General features: G+C 65.4%; 18 protein-coding genes and 1 tRNA gene. 12 read left to right on the top strand and 7 right to left on the bottom strand.

The features are described from left to right. Positions 1-24: 24 nt before the first annotated feature. Entirely contained in the window at positions 25-492 is a 468-nt protein-coding gene (locus QX073_RS26080; protein WP_316226612.1) for a GNAT family N-acetyltransferase, read from the bottom strand. A 521-nt stretch (positions 493-1,013) separates the two neighbouring features. Here QX073_RS26080 and QX073_RS26075 point away from each other — a divergent pair. After that, positions 1,014-1,397, top strand: a complete 384-nt coding sequence (locus QX073_RS26075) for a hypothetical protein (protein WP_316226611.1) — start codon at positions 1,014-1,016, stop codon at positions 1,395-1,397. A 32-nt stretch (positions 1,398-1,429) separates the two neighbouring features. Here the strand turns inward: QX073_RS26075 and QX073_RS26070 are convergent. Beyond that, positions 1,430-1,504 (bottom strand) — tRNA-Gln (locus tag QX073_RS26070). A gap of 289 nt (positions 1,505-1,793) precedes the next feature. Here QX073_RS26070 and QX073_RS26065 point away from each other — a divergent pair. Beyond that, positions 1,794-3,572, top strand: a complete 1,779-nt coding sequence (locus tag QX073_RS26065) for an acyl-CoA dehydrogenase (protein ID WP_315715558.1) — start codon at positions 1,794-1,796, stop codon at positions 3,570-3,572. Between the two features lie 472 nt (positions 3,573-4,044). On the opposite strand, the gene QX073_RS26060 is transcribed toward QX073_RS26065, so the two are convergent. Continuing rightward, the gene (locus tag QX073_RS26060; RefSeq protein WP_316226610.1) at positions 4,045-5,421 is read right to left on the bottom strand and encodes an IS30 family transposase; all 1,377 of its coding nucleotides are present in this window, start codon (positions 5,419-5,421) and stop codon (positions 4,045-4,047) included. A gap of 628 nt (positions 5,422-6,049) precedes the next feature. Here QX073_RS26060 and QX073_RS26055 point away from each other — a divergent pair. Continuing rightward, positions 6,050-6,343: an HdeA/HdeB family chaperone gene (locus QX073_RS26055; protein WP_316185995.1), complete on the top strand. Its 294-nt coding sequence runs from the start codon at positions 6,050-6,052 to the stop codon at positions 6,341-6,343. Positions 6,344-6,458: 115 nt separating this feature from the next. On the opposite strand, the gene QX073_RS26050 is transcribed toward QX073_RS26055, so the two are convergent. Beyond that, a complete protein-coding gene (locus QX073_RS26050; protein WP_316226609.1) occupies positions 6,459-7,151 on the bottom strand; it encodes a phytanoyl-CoA dioxygenase family protein in 693 nt (230 codons plus the stop codon). Between the two features lie 270 nt (positions 7,152-7,421). Here QX073_RS26050 and QX073_RS26045 point away from each other — a divergent pair, with 270 nt between their 5' ends. Then, on the top strand, positions 7,422-7,790 hold the full coding sequence (locus QX073_RS26045; RefSeq protein ID WP_315715555.1) for a hypothetical protein: 369 nt from the start codon (positions 7,422-7,424) through the stop codon (positions 7,788-7,790). A gap of 272 nt (positions 7,791-8,062) precedes the next feature. After that, positions 8,063-8,320 carry a hypothetical protein gene (locus tag QX073_RS26040; RefSeq protein WP_315715554.1) on the top strand — a complete coding sequence of 86 codons (258 nt, stop codon included), beginning with the start codon at positions 8,063-8,065 and terminating at the stop codon, positions 8,318-8,320. A gap of 337 nt (positions 8,321-8,657) precedes the next feature. On the opposite strand, the gene QX073_RS26035 is transcribed toward QX073_RS26040, so the two are convergent. Then, on the bottom strand, positions 8,658-9,926 hold the full coding sequence (locus QX073_RS26035) for a DUF892 family protein (protein WP_315715553.1): 1,269 nt from the start codon (positions 9,924-9,926) through the stop codon (positions 8,658-8,660). A gap of 287 nt (positions 9,927-10,213) precedes the next feature. On the opposite strand from QX073_RS26035, the gene QX073_RS26030 reads away from it, so the two are divergent. Continuing rightward, complete coding sequence (locus tag QX073_RS26030) at positions 10,214-10,729, top strand: hypothetical protein (protein WP_316174736.1); 516 nt, start codon at positions 10,214-10,216, stop codon at positions 10,727-10,729. Further along, positions 10,729-11,100 carry a hypothetical protein gene (locus tag QX073_RS26025; RefSeq protein ID WP_316164263.1) on the top strand — a complete coding sequence of 124 codons (372 nt, stop codon included), beginning with the start codon at positions 10,729-10,731 and terminating at the stop codon, positions 11,098-11,100. Before QX073_RS26030 ends, QX073_RS26025 begins: the two co-directional genes overlap by 1 nt. 33 nt (positions 11,101-11,133) lie before the next feature. Here QX073_RS26025 and QX073_RS26020 read toward each other — a convergent pair whose 3' ends face one another. Further along, entirely contained in the window at positions 11,134-11,943 is an 810-nt protein-coding gene (locus QX073_RS26020) for a hypothetical protein (RefSeq protein WP_315715550.1), read from the bottom strand. Between the two features lie 255 nt (positions 11,944-12,198). On the opposite strand from QX073_RS26020, the gene QX073_RS26015 reads away from it, so the two are divergent. Next, on the top strand, positions 12,199-12,963 hold the full coding sequence (locus QX073_RS26015) for a crotonase/enoyl-CoA hydratase family protein (RefSeq protein ID WP_316193372.1): 765 nt from the start codon (positions 12,199-12,201) through the stop codon (positions 12,961-12,963). Between the two features lie 21 nt (positions 12,964-12,984). Next, entirely contained in the window at positions 12,985-14,178 is a 1,194-nt protein-coding gene (gene solA / locus QX073_RS26010; RefSeq protein WP_316226608.1) for an N-methyl-L-tryptophan oxidase, read from the top strand. Positions 14,179-14,190: 12 nt separating this feature from the next. Here the strand turns inward: solA and bla are convergent, their stop codons facing one another. Beyond that, positions 14,191-15,078, bottom strand: a complete 888-nt coding sequence (bla, locus tag QX073_RS26005) for a subclass B3 metallo-beta-lactamase (RefSeq protein ID WP_316164259.1) — start codon at positions 15,076-15,078, stop codon at positions 14,191-14,193. Positions 15,079-15,185: 107 nt separating this feature from the next. On the opposite strand from bla, the gene QX073_RS26000 reads away from it, so the two are divergent. The 3 genes from QX073_RS26000 to QX073_RS25990 all read left to right on the top strand — a co-directional run bounded on the left by QX073_RS26000 (position 15,186) and on the right by QX073_RS25990 (position 18,255). After that, complete coding sequence (locus QX073_RS26000; protein ID WP_316226607.1) at positions 15,186-16,862, top strand: bifunctional metallophosphatase/5'-nucleotidase; 1,677 nt, start codon at positions 15,186-15,188, stop codon at positions 16,860-16,862. 111 nt (positions 16,863-16,973) lie between these two features. Next, positions 16,974-17,903, top strand: a complete 930-nt coding sequence (locus QX073_RS25995; RefSeq protein WP_315715545.1) for a histone deacetylase family protein — start codon at positions 16,974-16,976, stop codon at positions 17,901-17,903. A gap of 100 nt (positions 17,904-18,003) precedes the next feature. Continuing rightward, entirely contained in the window at positions 18,004-18,255 is a 252-nt protein-coding gene (locus QX073_RS25990) for an exodeoxyribonuclease VII small subunit (protein WP_315715544.1), read from the top strand. The last annotated feature ends 805 nt before the right edge of the window (positions 18,256-19,060 follow it).

The raw sequence follows: 19,060 nt of genomic DNA, 5'->3' as shown, positions 1-19,060 counted from the left end.
GCCTGTGGGACATTCAACAGGTTGCTAGAGGTCGCGCTGCATGAATATGCTCAGCGGGTCAATGCTGTAACCGCCAAACGGCGGAATTTCGAAGAAGCTGTTCTTTCGATACAATGCTATCGCGGAATGCTGCAGGTACCCGGTTTCCAAACGAATACAAGATAGCCCTGCCCCTCGCGAGGCCTGCAGGATCGTATCCAGCAGATCTTGCGCGACCCCCAGCCCCCTATAGGCAGGATCTACATACATGCGTTTCAACTCACCATAGTCAGGTGACAAGACGAGGGCCGTGCAGCCAATCACCCTGTCGTTGATCTGAGCGACGAAGAAAAGAGTATCGTCCTTCGCCAACTCATTCACATCGATCAAGTGGTTGCTTTCTTGCGGGTAAAGCGACGCATAATATTCGTCTGCGTCTCTGAGCATACGGACGACATCTGCGTGAAAGGGATTTCCCTTCGCGATCTCGACGCCTCCACCCTGCTTGTTCATCTCCAGCAACTCCATTGCACCTACATCGACGTATGACGATGATATCTTTCATGTCGTAACAAGGATAGCGAACTACGCCGAAAAAGATAGAACGGGCACGAAGAATCTAGGCTCTGTTACCAAGATCTCGCCGAGCCAAGGCGGACGTCTCTCTCGTCATCGCTCAAGCCCCGGCTCATCACCCGTGAGGCCATAGCCGCTTGCATCTGCGCTTCCCTCAACGTCTTCGATCAGATGGTGCAGGCAGGAAGTATGCCGAAGCCCGCACTCATTGGCGCTCGCCGAAGAGCATGGAACGTCGGAGAGCTTGATTGTGCCAATGATCGGCTGCCTTCGGATGACAGTGATTCTGACGACGAGACGTGGAGTGATGCCGATGCCAAAATCGAAAGGGCATCCCCGATCCAAAGGCTTCTGTAGCGCGCGTCGGCTCGGTTGATTGGCTTTTCCGCGAATATGCGCAGACAAAGGCATGTCTCGAAGAGGTCTCGAAGCGCTCGCGACCCGGCTACGAGCACAGCATGCAAGCCATCTGCGACGTGCGCAACAAAGGAGGCGAGCGCATCGGGTGCTTGCCGATCAAGAGTATCACCCCGCGTGCCGCTGATAAGCTCTACGAAATGTTCATCAGGGATGACGCGGGCGAGAGCACACTCTTTCGGCGCGGCGAGAAATTCGTTGGCCTGTGCCGCAAGGCATGGCGCGTGGTTCGTCGACTGTACCCGGCCGAATTCGCCAGGGATATCCCGAATCCTTGGCCCGGAGTAACGCCGGCTACGCCAAGCGCACGGCTCCGCGCATCCTTGCGGCAGCACGCAAACGACGAGCGCACGTTTTGGCGAACACAACGCAAACAGAGTTTCGGAATGCGGCGCCTGGCGAGGTTCAGAACAACAAAATCGTAAAGATATAAGATACCGACTGGGCTCCGGAAATCTGGCTGGGGCGGGAGGGATCGAACCTCCGAATGGCGGAATCAAAATCCGCTGCCTTACCGCTTGGCTACGCCCCATCAGGCCCGGCGGATCGGCATGGCGCGCGGGCGCCATGCGATTCCGGATCGGCGCCCGTGGTCTACAGAGCGCGCCGGCCCATTTCAACCGCTGCGCCGCAGGAAATTTGCGCGGGCTCCGGGTGATCCGCCGCGCTCGCCGATTCGTCAATCTGAACAAGCCTTTACCCTGTCCCGCCGGGTCCGCCGCGGCCGCCCGCCGCAACGGCTTGCGAAAAAGTTGAGACCCGGCCGGTTTCATGGGATGACGGCGGCCAAACCGGCCAATTTCGACCCCCGAGGACACGCCATGACCTATCGCGCCCCGCTCAACGACATGCTGCTCGCCCTCAACCATGGCGCCGGGCTGAAGGCGGCGGTCGAGGCCGGCCATTACGGCGATTTCGACCCCGACATCACCGCCGCCGTGCTCGAGGAAGCCGGCAAGTTCGCCACCGACGTGCTCGCCCCGCTCAACCAGATCGGCGACAGGAACGGCGTCAAGCTCGCCGACAAGAAGGTCACCACCGCGCCGGGCTGGCCGGATGCCTACAAGCGCTGGACCGAGGCCGGCTGGAACGCGGTGTCCGGCCCCGAGGCGCATGGCGGCCAGGGCCTGCCGCTCGCCATCAACGCCGCCTGCACCGAGATCTGGAGCGCGGCCAACGTCGCCTTCGGCCTGTGCCCGCTGCTGACCTTGTCGGCCATCGAGGCGCTCGATGCCCATGGCAGCAAGGAGCTGAAGGACATCTATCTCGGCAAGCTGATCTCCGGCGAATGGACCGGCACGATGCAACTGACCGAGCCGCAGGCCGGCTCCGACGTCGGCGCCTTGCGTACCCGCGCCGAGCGGGCCGCGGACGGCAGCTACCGCATCACCGGAGCCAAGATCTTCATCACCTATGGCGACCACGACATGACCGACAACATCGTGCATTTCGTGCTCGCGCGGCTGCCGGACGCGCCGGCCGGCACCAAGGGCATCTCGCTGTTCCTGATCCCGAAATTCCTCGTCGATGCCGACGGCTCGCTCGGCGCCCGCAACGACATCTACGCCACCGGCGTCGAGCACAAGCTCGGCATGCACGCCTCGCCGACCTGCACCATGACGATGGGCGACAATGGCGGCGCCATCGGCTATCTCATCGGCGAAGAAAACGCCGGCATGCGCTGCATGTTCACGATGATGAACCAGGCGCGGCTCGGAGTCGGCCTCGAAGGCGTCGGCGTCGCCGATCGCGCCTATCAGCAGGCGCTCGCCTACGCGCAGGACCGCCGCCAAGGCCGCGCCGTCGGCAGCAAAGGCACCGGCTCGGACGCGATCATCGCCCATCCCGACGTCAAGCGCATGCTGATGCAGATGCGCGTCCTGACCGCCGCGTCGCGCTCGATCTGCTACGCGACCGCCGTGGCGCTCGACGTCGCCGTGCGCGCCAAGGATCCCGCCGTGCGCGCCGAGGCGGCCGCGCGCGGCGCGCTGCTGACGCCGATCGCCAAGGCGTTCTCCACCGACATCGGCAACGAGGTCGCCTATCTCGGCGTGCAGATCCATGGCGGCATGGGCTTCATCGAGGAGACCGGCGCTGCGCAGCACTATCGCGACGCGCGCATCACCGCGATCTACGAGGGCACCAACGGTATCCAGGCGATCGACCTCGTCACCCGCAAACTGGGTGCGAACGGCGGCGCCTCGGTGTTCAAGCTGCTCGACGAGCTCACCGACATCGTCCGCCGCGTCGAGGCCTCCAACGATCCGGCGTTCGGCACGACAGGCGCCAAGCTGCGCGACGCGCTCGGCGCGCTCGACCGCTCCAGCCGCTGGCTGTTGGAGAAGCTGGCGACAGCCCCGAACGACGCGCTTGCCGGCGCCACGCCGTACTTGCGCCTGTTCGGTTCGGCGCTCGGCGGCTGCATGCTGGCCAACGAGGCGCTGGCCGCGCGCAGCGAGAGCGAGACCGTCGGCGCCCGTCACGTGGCGCTGGCACGGTTCTTCGCCGAGACGTTTGCCGTGCAGGCGCCGTCCCTGGAAAAGACCGTCACCGACGGCGCCGATGCGGTGCTCGGCGCCGAGGCCGTGCTGGTGGCGTGAGTTCGACTCGGTCGTGACAGCGCAGCTTTGACGTCCTTGCATCATGGCTGATCACCGGGCTCCCACCCTCCCCTGGAGGGGGAGGGTCGCCTCACGAGGAGCGCAGCGAAACGTGAGGCGGGGGTGGGGTGATGTCTCCGCACGCACCCGTGCCGGTGGAGACATCACCCCACCCCGCTCGCCCGCTTCGCGCGCGATCGACCCTCCCCCTCCAGGGGAGGGTGAGCACCGGCCATGTAGCATCGTGTGATCCACAATCTCAAACAGCATGTCACGATCAGCTCGGAGCGTAGCTCGGCATGAGCATCCGCGCTCTCGCGACGCGCTCCGCGCCCGAGCTATGAGCTAAATTCCCGCCCTCACCGAGTGGAGGGCGCGAGGAAGGCCGGACCTCGGCTGAGGCCCGTGGCCCGCCTGCAGAAAAAAAGCAGGCGGCAGTCACCACAGGTACAGCCGGACAGACCCGGCGGGCTCAATCGGTGGTCGCAATACCAAGTGTTTTCATTCGTGACAGCAGCTCGTCAAGCGCTTCTGCTGGAGTTTTCCATCCTAGCGTCTTTCTCGGTCGGGAATTGAGCGCTGCGGCCACGGCGGCGATCTCGTCAGCATCGTAGACGCTCAGATCGGTACCTTTCGGGAAGTACTGCCGCAGCAGGCCATTCGTGTTCTCGTTCGTGCCACGTTGCCAGGGGCTTCTTGGATCGCAGAAGTAGATCTGAAGGTCTGTATCGATCTTGAGGTCACTGTGTTGAGCCATTTCGGTCCCCTGATCCCAGGTTAGCGAGCGGCGGAGTTCTTTGGGCAAGGTGACGATGGTGCGCGTGATCGCATCGCGTACCGCTTCAGCTCCGTGTCCGGAGAGCGCAGGCCCATCCTTCGTACGTGGGCCATCGTCAAACCCCGGCAGCCGTGGAAGGTGCAGGAGCATTGTAAACCGCGTGCTGCGTTCGACCAGCGTGCCGATTGCCGAGCTGGCGGAGCCGACGATCAGATCTCCTTCCCAATGTCCCGGCACAGCTCGATCCGCGACTTCGGCCGGACGCTCACTGATCATGATCTCTGGCGATATGAAGCCTTTGCTGCGCTTCCGCGTACGCGCTCGGGGCACGCGCAGCGCACGTCCCGTTCGCAAACAGGACGACAACTCGCGTTTCAGCGCTCCTCGGCCCTGAACAAAAAGCGCCTGGTAAATGGCTTCGTGGCTGATGCGCATCGCCTCGTCATCCGGGAAGTCGATCGGTAAGCGCCGGGCAATCTGCTCGGGACTCCACGCTTTCGTCCACCCCTGATTCTGGCTAGAGCCCGCACGACCGGCCTTCCGCCGAACGCCGCCTGGAGGTGCGACAAACCCTGCAAGCCGCTCTTCAACATAAGCGCGTAAGGCGGCGTTGCTTGCAAGCTTGCTCGGCTTAGGACGCCGGGCCGATCGATCTGCATGCCACTGGGCGGCCGTCGCCCGATAGGCCATCTTGCCGCCGTGCGTGGCCGCATTGCGATCGAGTTCACGGGAGATGGTCGAGGGAGATCGATTGAGACGCCGCGCTATCTCTCGTACAGAATGGCGCTGCGCATTCAGCAGCGCAATCTCTTCGCGCTCAGAAAAAGAGAGGTGCCGTCCGGAGAGCGGCTTCGCTGAAGGTCGGAACATTGCCGGTGCCACGCCGCCCGCTTTTCGAAATAATCGGGGGCCGACAGCATCCGATAATCCAGCAGCCAGCGCAGCATTCTCGCTGTTCAACCCAGCGGCAATCCCACGCCAAAATTTCTGCTGTTCCGCACGCCCCGCAACTGGTGGGCGCCCCAATGATCCCAGCTTGCCCCGCGTTGACCGTTTCTTTCGAATGCCCATCGCAACCTCCTCATCGAGTGTTGCGACGACCAATTGAATCCGCCACCCGGCCTTCCCTGCGCGATGGTTTTAACGGTCTATAGCGCGCTCTTCCTGGTGCACCGGGCTTTCTGGCCACCATGTCGCGCAATGCGCTTTCGCGCATCGCGCTGGATACTAGCGTCGGAGTATCAGAACCACACGCCTTCACCGTCCGCGAGCAGCCGTTCGTCCGTGCCAACAGCACTGCGCCCGCCCGCGTCCACCGCATCCCGCTGCCAACGTCCGTGACGACCGCGAAGCGTCCCCTACCGTGCAACGGGATGGGCGGACCATAATGCTGATTTGGGGAAACGACAAAGCGATTTATGTTTTTCAGCAAACCTTGACACGATCATTTCGGGTCAACGTGATTTGCCCGACGGGCACGCGCGCCCGCCGAGGCTCCCAATTCAGACCTCGGAGCCGGAAAGGCTCGATGCACCCTGCGGCTCTCCCGCTCATGCTTGACTTTCTCCGCGCGGTACGGACAGTTCCGGCCACCGCTCCCGTCGCGATCGTGATCACGGAATTCGCGCCGCTTCGCGAAGGGATTGGTGAGCCTCTGCATAGTTCATCGTTTTTGATCATGCCCATTCGGAGAAGACATATGAAATCGCTCGTTGCCCCACTATTTGTCGTCGCCCTCCTGCTGTCATCTGCGCCGGCGTCGGCGGTCGTCCTCGATCTGTCGACCATGAGCTGCAAGCAGTTCGTCGAAAGCGGCGACGACACCATCAAGATGGTGCTGATCTGGCTGGACGGCTGGTACAAGGGCGATCAGGACGAAGCGCTGTTCGACACCGAGGAGTTCATCGCGAACGCCAAGAAGTTCGGCGCGTACTGCGCCGAGCATCCGACGGTCAGCATCGTGACGGCGGCCGAGAAGATCCTCGGCAAGTAACCGGCGACGCGCAACATCCGTGTCGCGTAGGGCGGGCTGGTGTTAGTGTGACCCGCCTTTCCACCGCGCCGCCAAGGGCGGATGACGCTCCGCTCATCCGCCCTCCTCCGTCGTCTCAAATGCCGAGCCATTGCAGTCCGCCCGGCAGCTCATCCGCGGCAAAATCGACTTGCAGCACGCGGCGATGGCCGGGCTGCACGGATAGTTCCGAGGCGTGCAGGATCGGTGTCGCATACAGCCAGATGTCGCCCGGCTCGGCGTGGCACGCGACGGTGCCGCACCGCGCGACGACGATCGGCACATCGGCTTCCGGGATGCGGCCGAGGCAGTGTGAGCCTGGCGCAATCAGGAGCGGGGCGTTGCCGTCGGGCACGGCGTCGAGGTGGACACGCAAGGTGACCATCCGCGCCAGCACCTCGTAAGGCGGCGCGACGTGCTGCAGGCCGCCCTTGGTGGTCCAGGGACCGAAACCCGAGAGCTCGATGCGCTCGCGCACTACGATGGTCCGGTCCTGATGCCACGGGACCGCCCAATTCATCTGCGGCGTCTTGTCGAAATAGACGGCGCGCACCGGGCGCGCGGCATCGCCGAGAACGGCGGCGGCAGCGCGACCGACCGGACCGTCATTGGCGAGCAACGGCGTCAGCGCGGCAACACCGTGCAGCCGGGTGCCGGCCTGCGCCGGTGCGTGGCGGGACAGCGCGGCGGCGAGAGCGTGCAAAGCGGACGCATCGAGTGCCGTCGTGACGTGCAGCGCGCCGGCGTCGGTGAACTGCGATTTCTGCTGGGAAGAGAGCGCGAAGGTCATGCGCGCAGGAGACTAGAGTGCGCCGCGGGAGCTTGGCAATCGCTCTTCTTTCCCGCCGCCGAGTTCGCAATCCATGCCCACGATGGACATGAGATGCGAGCGCGATGGGGCCACCGGCGTCAAACTTCGGTCTTGGTCCGGCATCAGGACGGCGGCGTCCGGACATAATCAGACGCAACTGGCGCCGCCAGTTTCGGGCGGCAGTTGCGTTGAAGAAGCGGGCCGAACGCCCACCGCGCGGCCCGGCTTCCTTCTTCACGCGAGAGTCCCATGTCGATCAGCTCTGTCACAACGCCCGTCGCGGCCACCGCGTCCCAGGCAAGCACCGCCACGCAATCCACCTCGTCCACGTCTCAGACGTCGTCGTCCTCGGCCACCAGCTCCGCCAGCGCCACGTCTGAAAGTTCTTCCGGCAGCGGCGGCTCATCGTCGGGCAAGACCGTGGTCAGCGAGGTCTCGATCACCCTCGACGGGATCACCACGACGACGATCACCTATTCCGACGGCTCGACCGAGGTGACCAAGACTGCCGCTGCCTCGAACGGAAGCGGCAACAACGCGCAGACCTACAATGCGCAGGGCGCGACCAATGGCGCAGCCAGCAGCACGGCTGCGTCGAGCCAAGGCGTGACGGCCTGAGGCTCGTTCGGAATCCCCGCGCCGTCCTACGAGCTGTGGGTCGCGCCGAGCGATGGCGTGGCGCCGATCGCGAGCGTCGCATCCGAACGCGCCGGTTCCGAATGAGGAACTGGACGAGCATTACAACAGCAAAACGCGCTGCGACGCACGCGTCGCGGTGACGCCGTGAAGCAACAGTCCGCGCGCGATGTCATGCGCGGCCCATTGTTAATTTGCCCCGGCGCGCCGAGTCACGCCTGCTGGCAGGCGGCTACGACAATGGGGAGACGACGATGTTGCGAAGCGTGATCGGCGCGGGAGTGCTGGTGCTGGCGATGGGGTCCGAGTTGCAGGCGGCCAACGAAGCAGGTCCGGAGACGCGGATGTCGTGCTCCGAGGTTCGCTACTACGTCGAGAAATATACCGCCGAGGTGGCCGAGATGTATGCGCGCAGCCGGGGCGCCACCGACGCCCAGATCAGCCGGGCCCGGCGCTGCCTGTCGCCGGTTCACTTCCGCCGGGCGGAGCGGTCGCACAGCTATACGGAGTGAGACGGCAGCCCATATTGGCTTGCTCGTTGTTGTCATCGCTCCCTCCACCGTCATTCCGGGGCGCCCGCAGGGCGAGCCCGGAATCCATACTCACGATGGTGGTGAGGTGCGAGCGGCATGTGGCGCGTGCTCGCCTCAAACTGAGGCCTGTGGTTATGGATTCCGGGCTCATTCACGCTGCTTCAAACGGCTGCGCCGTTTGCGCGCGAATGCCCCGGAATGACGACTGGGAGAGAGTTGAGACTCTTAGGGCAGGTTAGCCGCAGGCGTACCCCGCCGTCTTGATTTGGAAGGCGGCGGATGACGCTGCGCTCATCCGCCTACGACTACGCCCTCCTCACGCCTGCTCGATCGCCGCCGGCATCTTCGCCACCGACATCAGCGAGCGGGCGACCTGGTTGAGGAGCTGGTCGGCGTTCTCCTCCTCGGCCAGCGACTTCGACAGCAGCGCGACGACGGCGCTGTGGCGGAGCTGCTGGGCGAGGTTGCGCGCGGTGGTGTAGCCGGAGATCTCGTAATGCTCGACCCGCTGCGCGGCGCCGATCAGTGCGAGGTCGGCGGCGGCATCCTCCTTGTCCTCGCTCTGGGTCATGATCTCCTGGCCTTCCTCGATGAGGCCCATCATGCCCTTGCAGGGTTTTGCGCGCGGCGTCTTCCCAAGGAGCTCGAAGCACTCGTTGATGCGCTCGATCTGCGCTTCCGTCTCGGCCAGATGCTGCTCGAACAATTCGCTCAACTGGTCGAAGCGCGCGGCCTCCGCCATCTTCGGAAGCGCCTTTGTGAGCTGCTTCTCAGCATGCAGGATGTCGCGCAGCTCGTCCATGAGGAGATCGCTGAGGCCGGATTCGTCGGCCGGCGGCGAGCTTTCGGTGACAATCGCAGAGGCTGCTCCGGGCTCGCCGGCCTGGATCGCCGGCGATTCCGTGAACACCCAGTCGCCGCCCTCGTTCCAAGGGCCGCGGGTGTCGATCTCGCCATGATCCCCGGCGCCGGTGGAATCGTTGAAGAACTGATCGACCAGGCCCGGTGTCGGCGCGAGGCGGCCGATGCTGAAGGCGGGCTTGCCCATGCTCTCCAGCGCCAGCGCGAACGCCTTCATGTGGGTGATCTCGCGCGTCATCAGGAATTGCAGCGCGTCCTTGGTTCCGGCATCGTCGGTGAAATTGATCAGCCGCTCATAGACGATCTTGGCGCGCGCTTCCGCGGCGATGTTGCTGCGCAGGTCGACGTCGAGCTCGCCGGTGATCTTGAGATAATCGGCGGTCCACGGATTTCCCTGCGAGTTGAACAGGTTGACGCCACCGCCGCCGGCGATCGCAATGAGCGGATCGGCCTCGGCGGCCTCGCGGTCGAACTTGGCGGGCTTCAGGTGCATGCGGGCGAGCGTGCCGACCACCTCGAGATGGCTCAGCTCCTCGGTGCCGATATCCATCAACAGATCCTTGCGGTCGGGATCCTCGCAATTCAGGCCCTGGATCGAGTACTGCATGGCCGCGGCGAGTTCGCCGTTGGCTCCGCCGAACTGCTCGAGCAGCATGTTGCCGAAGCGCGGATCCGGCTCGTCGACACGGACGGTGAACATCAGCTTCTTGACGTGGTGATACATGGAAGGCCTCGGACGTTTGGGCGGGGGACGCATTGTCCGAACGGCGCGGGTACATGGTTGTTCCTTACCTCCGTGCCGGAACCTGCCCGTCAGTGGGAGCTAGATTGGCGCCATATGCACGCTGAGCCACACTGAGCAATCCGCGCGAACCCGCTACGGCCCCCCGTTGCGATCCATGCGGCCGGCTTAAAATGCGGTGACTTTGCGACGACATCCTGTTGGCAGTTGGGCCGCGGCCCTTGCTAAGCTTTTCCCTGCTCGCCTAAGCTGTGGTGCTGGAGAGTGAGATGTTGATGCGGACACCAGCCAGGGAGAAACCCGGTCTCGGCGAGCGACTTCGCCGCGTCATCGGACGGCTTCGCGCGCACGCATCCTCGCTCGCGTCCTCGTCGCTCACGATGACGGCCGCACCGCGACCCTACTCCTATCACTTCGCCGAGGAGCCCGACGACAGCAACATGGACGTCGCGCTCGCGGCGCTGATCGACCAGATCGAGCGGCCGGCGATGACGTCGCCGCCGAAGTTCCCATCTCTGGCGCGCGTCACTGCGTCTCGCCAGGCGCCGCACATCCCGGTCTATGAGCGGCCCCCCTATTTCGGCGTCACGCCGCGTGACATTGCGCCGCGCCCCGTCGAGGTCGAGCCCCGGCGGCTGCCCACCGAAGACCCCGTCGAGCGGATCACACCGGAGGAGGAGCTGTCGGAGCTGCGCAAGGAATTCATGAGCGTAATCTCGGCCCGGCTCGGCTCGCCCGAGGATCATCTGGCAACGATCAGGACGCTGCTCAGGTCGGTGAAGTAATGTGGGGCCGCAGCAATATCGGCAGGACGGTCGAGGAACTGACCGACCATCTGCGGCTGGTCGATCACGTGCGCGCGCTGCAGGACGGCCAGAAGGAGATCGCCGAGGCGATCCGCGCCGTGAACAGCCGCCTGACCTCGATCGAGGCCGAGTTCAGGGTGCTGAAAGCGGAGACGCAGCGCGACGCGCTGCGCGAGGTGCAGCACGCCGTGCAAGGCGTTCAGACCTCGATGCATGACGAGTTAACGCGGATGGCGACGCGGCTGGCGGTGCTCGAGCAGGCCTTGCGGCGCGAAGCCGTGCGGCAGCAGGCGCAACCTGCCACACCGCGCGCACCCGGCACGCTGCCGCGCCTGGACGGGGCGCGGTGAGGCGCGGGATGCCGCGCGCGACCGCAAGCCGGGTCAGCGCAGTTTCGCCGTGCGGCCCGCAACGTCGACGATGACGCTGCCGCGCTTGGCATTGTCCTCCGGAACATAGGCTTCGCCGGGCGCGAGCTTGCGCATGTCCTGCGCATCCTTCGGCTTCGGAAAGCCCTTGCCGCACGCGGTGCCGATCGTCTCGCGGTCGGCATAGGTCACGTCGGCGACCACGGTGCCCGGGCGCGGACCGGGCGCCAGCTTCGACAGGTCGAAATATTTGATCGGCTCCGCGCAGGTCACGACATTGGCCATGTCAGCCTCCGTCGTATCCTCGGCCTTCAGCAGAAAGTCGTTGGACATCGTGATGGGCTCGCGGCCGCCCCCGCTGAAGCCGATCCGGGCCACGGCGCTTTCGAGAACGCCCTGCCCCATGTGGCCGACCAGGCAGACCAGCGTATCCACTCCGTCGCTCTTGCCGGCCATCACACATTGGTCCACCCGCATACCGGGCTGGAAGCCACGAAACACGAAGGTCGCGCCGGTCTGCTCGAACAGCACCGAACCGCCGAAATCGTTCGCGCGCGACTCGCATTCGCTTTCATAGGTGACGACCAGCAGCGGATTGCCGGATACGAGGAAGCGACCGAGATGGCGTTGCGGCTTCAGCGTGACATCGCAGCCACGCTCGTCGGCCTCGGGATAGGATTTCGCACGCTTGCACTTGGCGCCCGCGATCGCGCCCGGCGCGCACAACAGCGACAACAGCGCGCGATCATTGGGGGCCGCGCCCGCACGCTCCGTGAACACGGCGCACAGCAGCAACGCCATCAGCACCGAAAAGAACTTCGTCATGTAATCAACCCTGGGGTTCAAGCTGTGACGATCACAGCCTGGCTCCCGACCTCATCCTGCTCCGATGCGACCGCAAACCGGTCATCAACCATGAATGCATGACGCCTTGCCCGCGCGACGGGATGCAACCTTCCCGTGTTTTCGTCGCATGCTCAGCCCTTGGCGCGCTCAGCAGATGATGTAGGCTGAGGCGAGAACAACGACTCGAAACGACCGGTAGCATCGCAGCCGCCGGCGCACGCGCATGAGGGGCCCATGACCGACCATCTGATCGTGACCGACGAGGGCGAGACGCGGACGATCAAGCTCAGGCGCCCGGAGAAGAAGAACGCGATCACCCAGGCCATGTATCTCGGCATGAGCGATGCCATCGACACCGCGCAGAACAATCCGCTGGTGCGATGCATCATCATCACCGGCGGCTCCGGCGTGTTCACGGCCGGCAACGATCTCGAGGACTTCCTGCATGCGGGGGCGGCCGGCAACGACGCCGCGCGCACCTCGGCGGCGACCAAGTTCCTGTATTCGCTGGCGCATAACGTCAAGCCGATCATCGCCGCGGTCGACGGCGTCGCGATCGGCATCGGCACGACGATGCTGTTCCACTGCGACTACGTGCTGGCCTCCACCACGGCGACGTTCTCGACGCCCTTCATCCATCTCGGCCTGGTGCCCGAGGGCGCCTCGAGCCTGTTGATGCCGCAGACCATGGGCTATCAGCGGGCGTTCGCGATGCTGGTCATGGGGCGCACCATGACCGCGGCCGACGCGCAGATCGCGGGCTTTGTCAACACGGTGGTAGCGCCGGGCCATACCGAGGTCGAGGCGCACAAGGTGGCGCGCGACATTTGCCGGCTGCCGGCCGAGGCGGTGGCGATCGGGCGCAGGCTGATCCGCACCGCGCCTGACGAGCTCACGCGCCGGATCGACCAGGAGGCCTATCTGTTCGCCGAGCGCATGACCTCCGAGGAGGCGGTCGGCGCGTTCAAGGCGTTCCTGTCGCGCAAGAAGAAGAAATGAGCGGGGCCGCGGCGGGCGCGCATGGCGCAGTTTGATGTCATCGTGATCGGCTGCGGCGCGGTCGGCAGCGCCGCCGTGCTGCATCTCGCCAAGGCCGGGACGCGCGTGCTCGGCATCGACCGCTTCCAGCCGCCGCACCGCTTCGGCTCGACCCATGGCGAGACCCGCATCACCCGCGCGGCGATCGGCGAAGGCGTCGACTACACGCCGCTGGCGCAGCGCTCGCACGTGCTGTGGCGTGAGCTGGAGCGCGAGACCGGCGCGCATCTGTTCGAACAATGCGGCTGCCTGTTCATCCCGAGCCAGGACGGCGGCGAGGTCCACGGCGTCAGCAGCGCGCAGTTCTTCAGCAACATCGAAACCGCCGCGAGGCTGCACGGCGTCGACGGCGAGACGATCTTGCCGGAGCGGCTGCGCGCCGACTATCCGGCCTTCGCCATCGCGGCGGGCGATCGCGCCTTCCTCGATCGCGAGGGCGGCTATCTCATGGTCGAGGACTGCGTCCGGGCAGAGCTCGCGGTCGCCACGCGGCATGGCGCGGAGCTCATGACCGGCCGGCGCGTGACGGCGTTTCGCCGTGCCGCCGGCGCCCACATCGTGACCATGGACGACGGCACGACGGCGTCGGCCAACAGATTGATCGTCACCACCGGGCCGTGGATCACCGAGCTGATCGCGCCTCTGCGCCGGCGTGTGAATGTCACACGGCAGGTGCTGTACTGGTTCGAGGTCCTGTCCCATCCCGAGCGCTTCGGGCCGGACACGCCGGTCTTCATATGGGACGTCAGCGGACGCGGGCGGGCGGCGTCCGATATCTACGGCTTCCCCTGGCTCGGCTCGCCGGACAACGGCGTGAAGATCGCCAACGAGGTGCTGACCGGCGAGACCGATCCCGACCACGTGTCGCGGGCGGTGACGGCGGACGAGATCGCCGAGGTTTACGAGACCTATGTCCGCCCCTTCGTGCCGGATCTCGGCCCGCGCTGCCTGCGCAGCGAGGTCTGCCTCTATACCAACGCGGCGGGCGGCCGCTTCGTCATCGACCACGATCCAGGTGACGCCGAGGTGATCTACGCCTCGGCCTGCTCGGGCCACGGCTTCAAGCATTCGCCGGCGGTCGGCGAGGCGCTTGCGGCGATGGCCTTGGGCAAGACGCCGCGCGTCGACCTCTCCGGCTTCACGCTGGATCGGCTGGCCGTCGCCGATCCAGCATAGCGGACGGCGCAACTACTTGCCGGACTGCAGCGCCGCCGTCTGCTTGGCCAGCCCGTCGTCGAACTGCGTCTCGAGCTTGTCGAGATAGGCGTTGAACTCACCCGGCTTGACGAACGGGTTGGGCGCGCCGTCGGCAATCTTCGCTCGCTTTCCGGCCATGTCGTACATCTCCGGATGCGGCGCCAGCAGGATGTCGGGATGCGCGGTCTTGGCCCAGGCGAAGGTCTTCTTGTAGTCGTCGACGATGCCCGGATAGGTGGGACGGCCGACCAGCCGGTTCAGCGCCACGGTGGCGCTGCAGAAGAAGATCAGGCTGCGGGTGGCGTCGCCATCCTTCACGTCGGTCGTCCAGCTGGTGCAGCCCGGCGAATGGCCCGGCGTCTCATGCGCCGTCAACGTGACGCCGCCGAGCGTGACGGTGTCGCCCTCGCGCACGGCGCGGTCGACCTTGACCGGCGGGAAGCCGAGATAGCGCTCCTCCTCGCGGCCCGGATAGAAGCCGCCTTCCAGCAGCGGCACGTCCTTGGCGCCCGCCACCATCTGCGCCCCGGTTTCCTGCTTGATCTGCGCCAGCCCCCCGGTGTGGTCGATATGGGCGTGGGTGTTGAGGATGTATTTGATGTCGGCGACCTTGAAGCCGAGCTTGCCGATGCTGGCCTCGATCTGCGCGGTCGATTCCGGCATCACGGTATCGATCAGGATATGGCCCTGCGGCGTGGTGATCAGGTAGGAAGCGAGCCCGTTGGTGCCGACGTAGTAGACGTTGTCGATCACCTTGAACGGCTCGGTCGGCTTATTCCACGCCGCGACCATCTGCTTCATCAGGTCCGGCAGCGATTGCGCTGCAGCGGAGCCGGCGGCCAGCGACAATGTCGCCGCGAGCAGCATCATTCTTTTCATTCCGGCCTCCCGATGTATTGGTGTTATGAAATCGTTTTATGTCATTGCGACCGCGGCGGGGCAATCGCGCTTCGTCCCGCGGCCCCTGCATCACACGTGACCCTGCCATGAGCCGTCTCTCCCGCTTCGCCCTTGCCTGCCTGCTGACCGGCGCCGCCGTTGCAAGCATCGTCGGCCCGCCAGCATCGGCCGAGGACGAGCCGATAGCGTTGCGCATCCTCGCCATCAACGACTTCCACGGCAATCTGGAGCCGCCCTCTTCCGGCATCCGCGTCGCCGATCCCGCCGATCCAACCAAGACCACCGTTGTTCCAGCCGGCGGCGCCGAGCACATGGCGAGCCTCGTCAAGCTGCTCGCCGACGGCCAGCCCAACACGATCTTCGTCGCAGCCGGCGACCTGATCGGTGCGAGCCCGTTCCTGTCGGCGATGTTCCACGACGAGCCGACCATCGAATCGATGTCGCAGATGGGGCTCGCCCTGTCGGCGGTCGGCAATCACGAGTTTGACGAGGGCAAGGCCGAGCTGCTGCGGATGCAGAACGGCGGCTGTCATCCGACCGACGGCTGCCGCGGGCCGCAGCCGTTCACCGGTGCCAAATTCCACTATCTCGCGGCGTCGACGTTCCTCGCCGGCACCGACAAGACGGTGTTTCCGCCCTATGAGATCCGCACCTTCGAGGACGTCCCGGTCGCCTTCATCGGGCTGACGCTGAAAGGGACCCCGGGCATCATCTCGCCGGCGAGCGCGGCCGGCCTCGACTTCCGCAACGAGGCCGAGAGCGTCAACGCGCTGATCCCGGAATTGAAGGCCAAGGGCGTGCAGGCGATCGTCGTGCTGATCCACGAGGGCGGCTGGCCGTCCGGTGGCATGAACGAATGTCCCGGGCTGTCGGGGCCGATCGTCGACATCGTCAAGGACCTCGACAGCGCGGTCGACATCGTCATCTCCGGCCACACCCATCAGGCCTATGTCTGCACCATCGACAAGCGGCTCGTCACCTCGGGCGACAAGTTCGGCACGCTGGTGACGGCGATCGACGTCAAGCTCGACCGCACCACGCGCGACGTGATCAGCGCCACCGCGACGAACATCGTCGTCGACACCAGCCTGCCGAAGGATCCGGCGCAGACCGCGCTGATCGACGCCTATGAGAAGCTCGCGGCGCCCTACGCCAATCGCCCCGCCGGCGTGCTCACCGCGACGCTGTCGCGGCTGCCGAACGCCTCCGGCGAGAGCGTGCTCGGCGACGTCATCGCCGATGCCCAGCTCGCAGCGACAGCCGCGACGGACAAAGGGAGCGCGGTCATCGCGATGACCAATCCCGGCGGCATCCGGACGGATCTCGTTCGCCGCGACGACGGCGCGGTGACCTATGCCGACGTGTTCGCGAGCCAGCCGTTTCGCAACCAGCTGATGACGGTCACCCTGACCGGTGCCGAGATCAAGGCCGCGCTGGAGCAGCAATGGCTCGACCCGGCGCGGCCGCGCATCCTGCAGGTCTCCAGCGGTTTTTCCTATGCCTTCGATGCGAAACAGTCCGCGGGCGCGCGGATCGATGCCGCCAGCATGATGCTCGAGGGCAAGGCCATCGATCCCGCCGCGTCCTACCGGGTCACCATCAACAACTACCTCGCGCTCGGCGGCGACGGCTTCACCGCGTTCAAGAGCGGCCGCGATCCGATCACGGGACCCTATGACGACGAGGCGCTGTTCGCCTATCTCAAGGCCAACAGCCCGCTGGCCCCGCCGCCGCGCGGCCGTATCGTCAACAAGGCTTCGTGACGCCTGCCGCGCCGGGCGGAAAGCCGGTCATATCGCCCGCGGGGCTCTTTCCGAGGCTGCGTTCAGCGCATAGATTGGGCCCTCCCGCAACGCGCGAGTGGCAGAGCCCTGATGTCGACGCTGTATCTCTCTCACGAAGCCTGCCTCGATCACGCCACGCCGTCCGGCCACCCCGAGCGCGCCGACCGCCTGCGCGCCGTCGAGGAGGCCCTGACCGAGGAGCGCTTCGCCCTGCTCGATCGCGACGAGGCCCCGGAGGCCGACATCGAGCTGGCCCTGCTCTGCCACAACGAGCACTACGTCACCGAGCTGCGCCACATGGCCCCGACCTCGGGTATCATCTATCTCGACGGCGATACCTCGATGTCGCCCGGCACCTGGGAGGCCGTGATGCGCGGCGTCGGCGGCGCCGTCGCGGCGACGGAGTCGGTGATGTCGGGCCGCCACCGCAACGCCTTCGTGGCGGTGCGCCCGCCCGGACATCATGCCGAGATCGCCAAGCCGATGGGCTTCTGCTTCTTCGACAATGTCGCGATCGCCGCCCGCTACGCCCAGCGCACCTTCGGCATCGAGCGTGCCGCCATCGTCGACTTCGACGTCCACCATGGCAACGGTACCCAAGACATCTTCTGGGCCGACAAGAGCGTGATGTACTGCTCGACCCATCAGATGCCGCTGTTCCCGGGCACCGGCGCCCGCGGCGAGCGCGGCGAGCACGACACCATCGTCAACGCGCCGCTGGCCTCCGAGGACGGCAGCCTCGAGTTCCGCTCCGCCTTCGAGAATCTGATCCTGCCGCAGCTCACCAAGTTCAGCCCCGAGCTCGTGATCATCTCGGCCGGCTTCGACGCCCACTATCGCGACCCGCTGGCGTCGCTCAACCTGCGGGCGGAGGATTTCGGCTGGGTCACCCGCAAGCTGATGGAGCTCGCCGACAAGACCGCCGGCGGCCGCGTCGTCTCTGTCCTGGAGGGCGGCTATGACCTTCAGGGACTTAAGGAATCCGTCGCGGCCCACGTTGCGGCGCTGACCGGGGCGTAATCCCCAGGTTCCAGCCGATCCACCCCGGCAGGGCCTGACAGGGCCGCGAGCGGGGTGTAAAAGCACGGCCCCGGAGTTGAGTGAGCTGCAGGGAACCCGCATGGCGGACAACACCGTAACCGACGTCAAGAAGCTGTCGTTCGAGCGCGCGATCGAGGAGCTGGAATCGATCGTGAAGCGCCTCGAGGACGGCAAGGTGCCGCTCGAGGAGTCGGTGGCGATCTATGAGCGCGGCGAGGCGCTGAAGCGCCGCTGCGAGGAGCTGCTGCGTCAGGCGGAGGCCCGGGTCGAGAAGATCACGACCGATGCCAGCGGCCATGCGGTGGGAACCGTGCCGCTCGACGTGCAATAGCGGCTTGCGGCCGACCGGCCGTCTCCGAGCGACAGTCCGGATTTATTTCGCGGCGTGTGGCCCGACGCGACACGCGGGCAAAGCGCCTCCCATTCGTGCAATTCAGCCGCACATCGGTGCAACTGCATCGTCAATGGGCTTGGCCGCCAAGTGTCCGCCGGCGAAGTCTCCGCCACCGCGTTCACCGGTCGAGAGCCAGCGCGACGTCCTTCGTTTACCATGCGGCACGATTGGATCCGGGCAGTTCGTCGTGGCGTCCCCCCGATCCCACGATCGTGCCGTTCCGCGTCTGCGATCGTCCGGCCCGATCATGACAACTTGCTTGGATCGCAGGTCTTCCGCGTCCGCTTCGCGACGATCCACGAAAGGCCGCACGCCTGCGACTTCTTCATGATCGTCTGTGGACCGATCCCCTGACGCGGACGCATGGCTCACCGTACCGCGGCGCGCGCAATCGCCGCATCGGCGGATTCTGCGGCGCGGGAAAAAGCCTGGACCGAGCTCGCGTCCCCGCTCTATTCCGGAGCGACGGCTGCCGTCGATTTGAGCAGAGCAATGGAACCTCCGGCACGCCGCCGCGGTTGAGACGTGGCGCAAAGGTACCGTTTGCGGGCTTGCCAACTCCCGCCGGGTTGGCTTTAAGACGCACTTTGGTGTAAAGCTTCTCGCAACTGCGGGTTTTTGGAAGTGTCCATCCTCTCCGGAGAGAGGAATCTAAGCGCTTGCAAGAGCTAGCAAAACTGACTTGGCTGAACGACTTGGCGATCTTGGGCGACTAACGAGGACGGCAAGGCCACCAAGAGTG

The organism is Bradyrhizobium sp. SZCCHNS3052, from assembly GCF_032484495.1.
Lineage (GTDB): Bacteria > Pseudomonadota > Alphaproteobacteria > Rhizobiales > Xanthobacteraceae > Bradyrhizobium.
The sequence above is the reverse complement of the archived record's forward strand: the minus strand, read 5'-3'. Positions and strand labels throughout refer to the sequence as shown.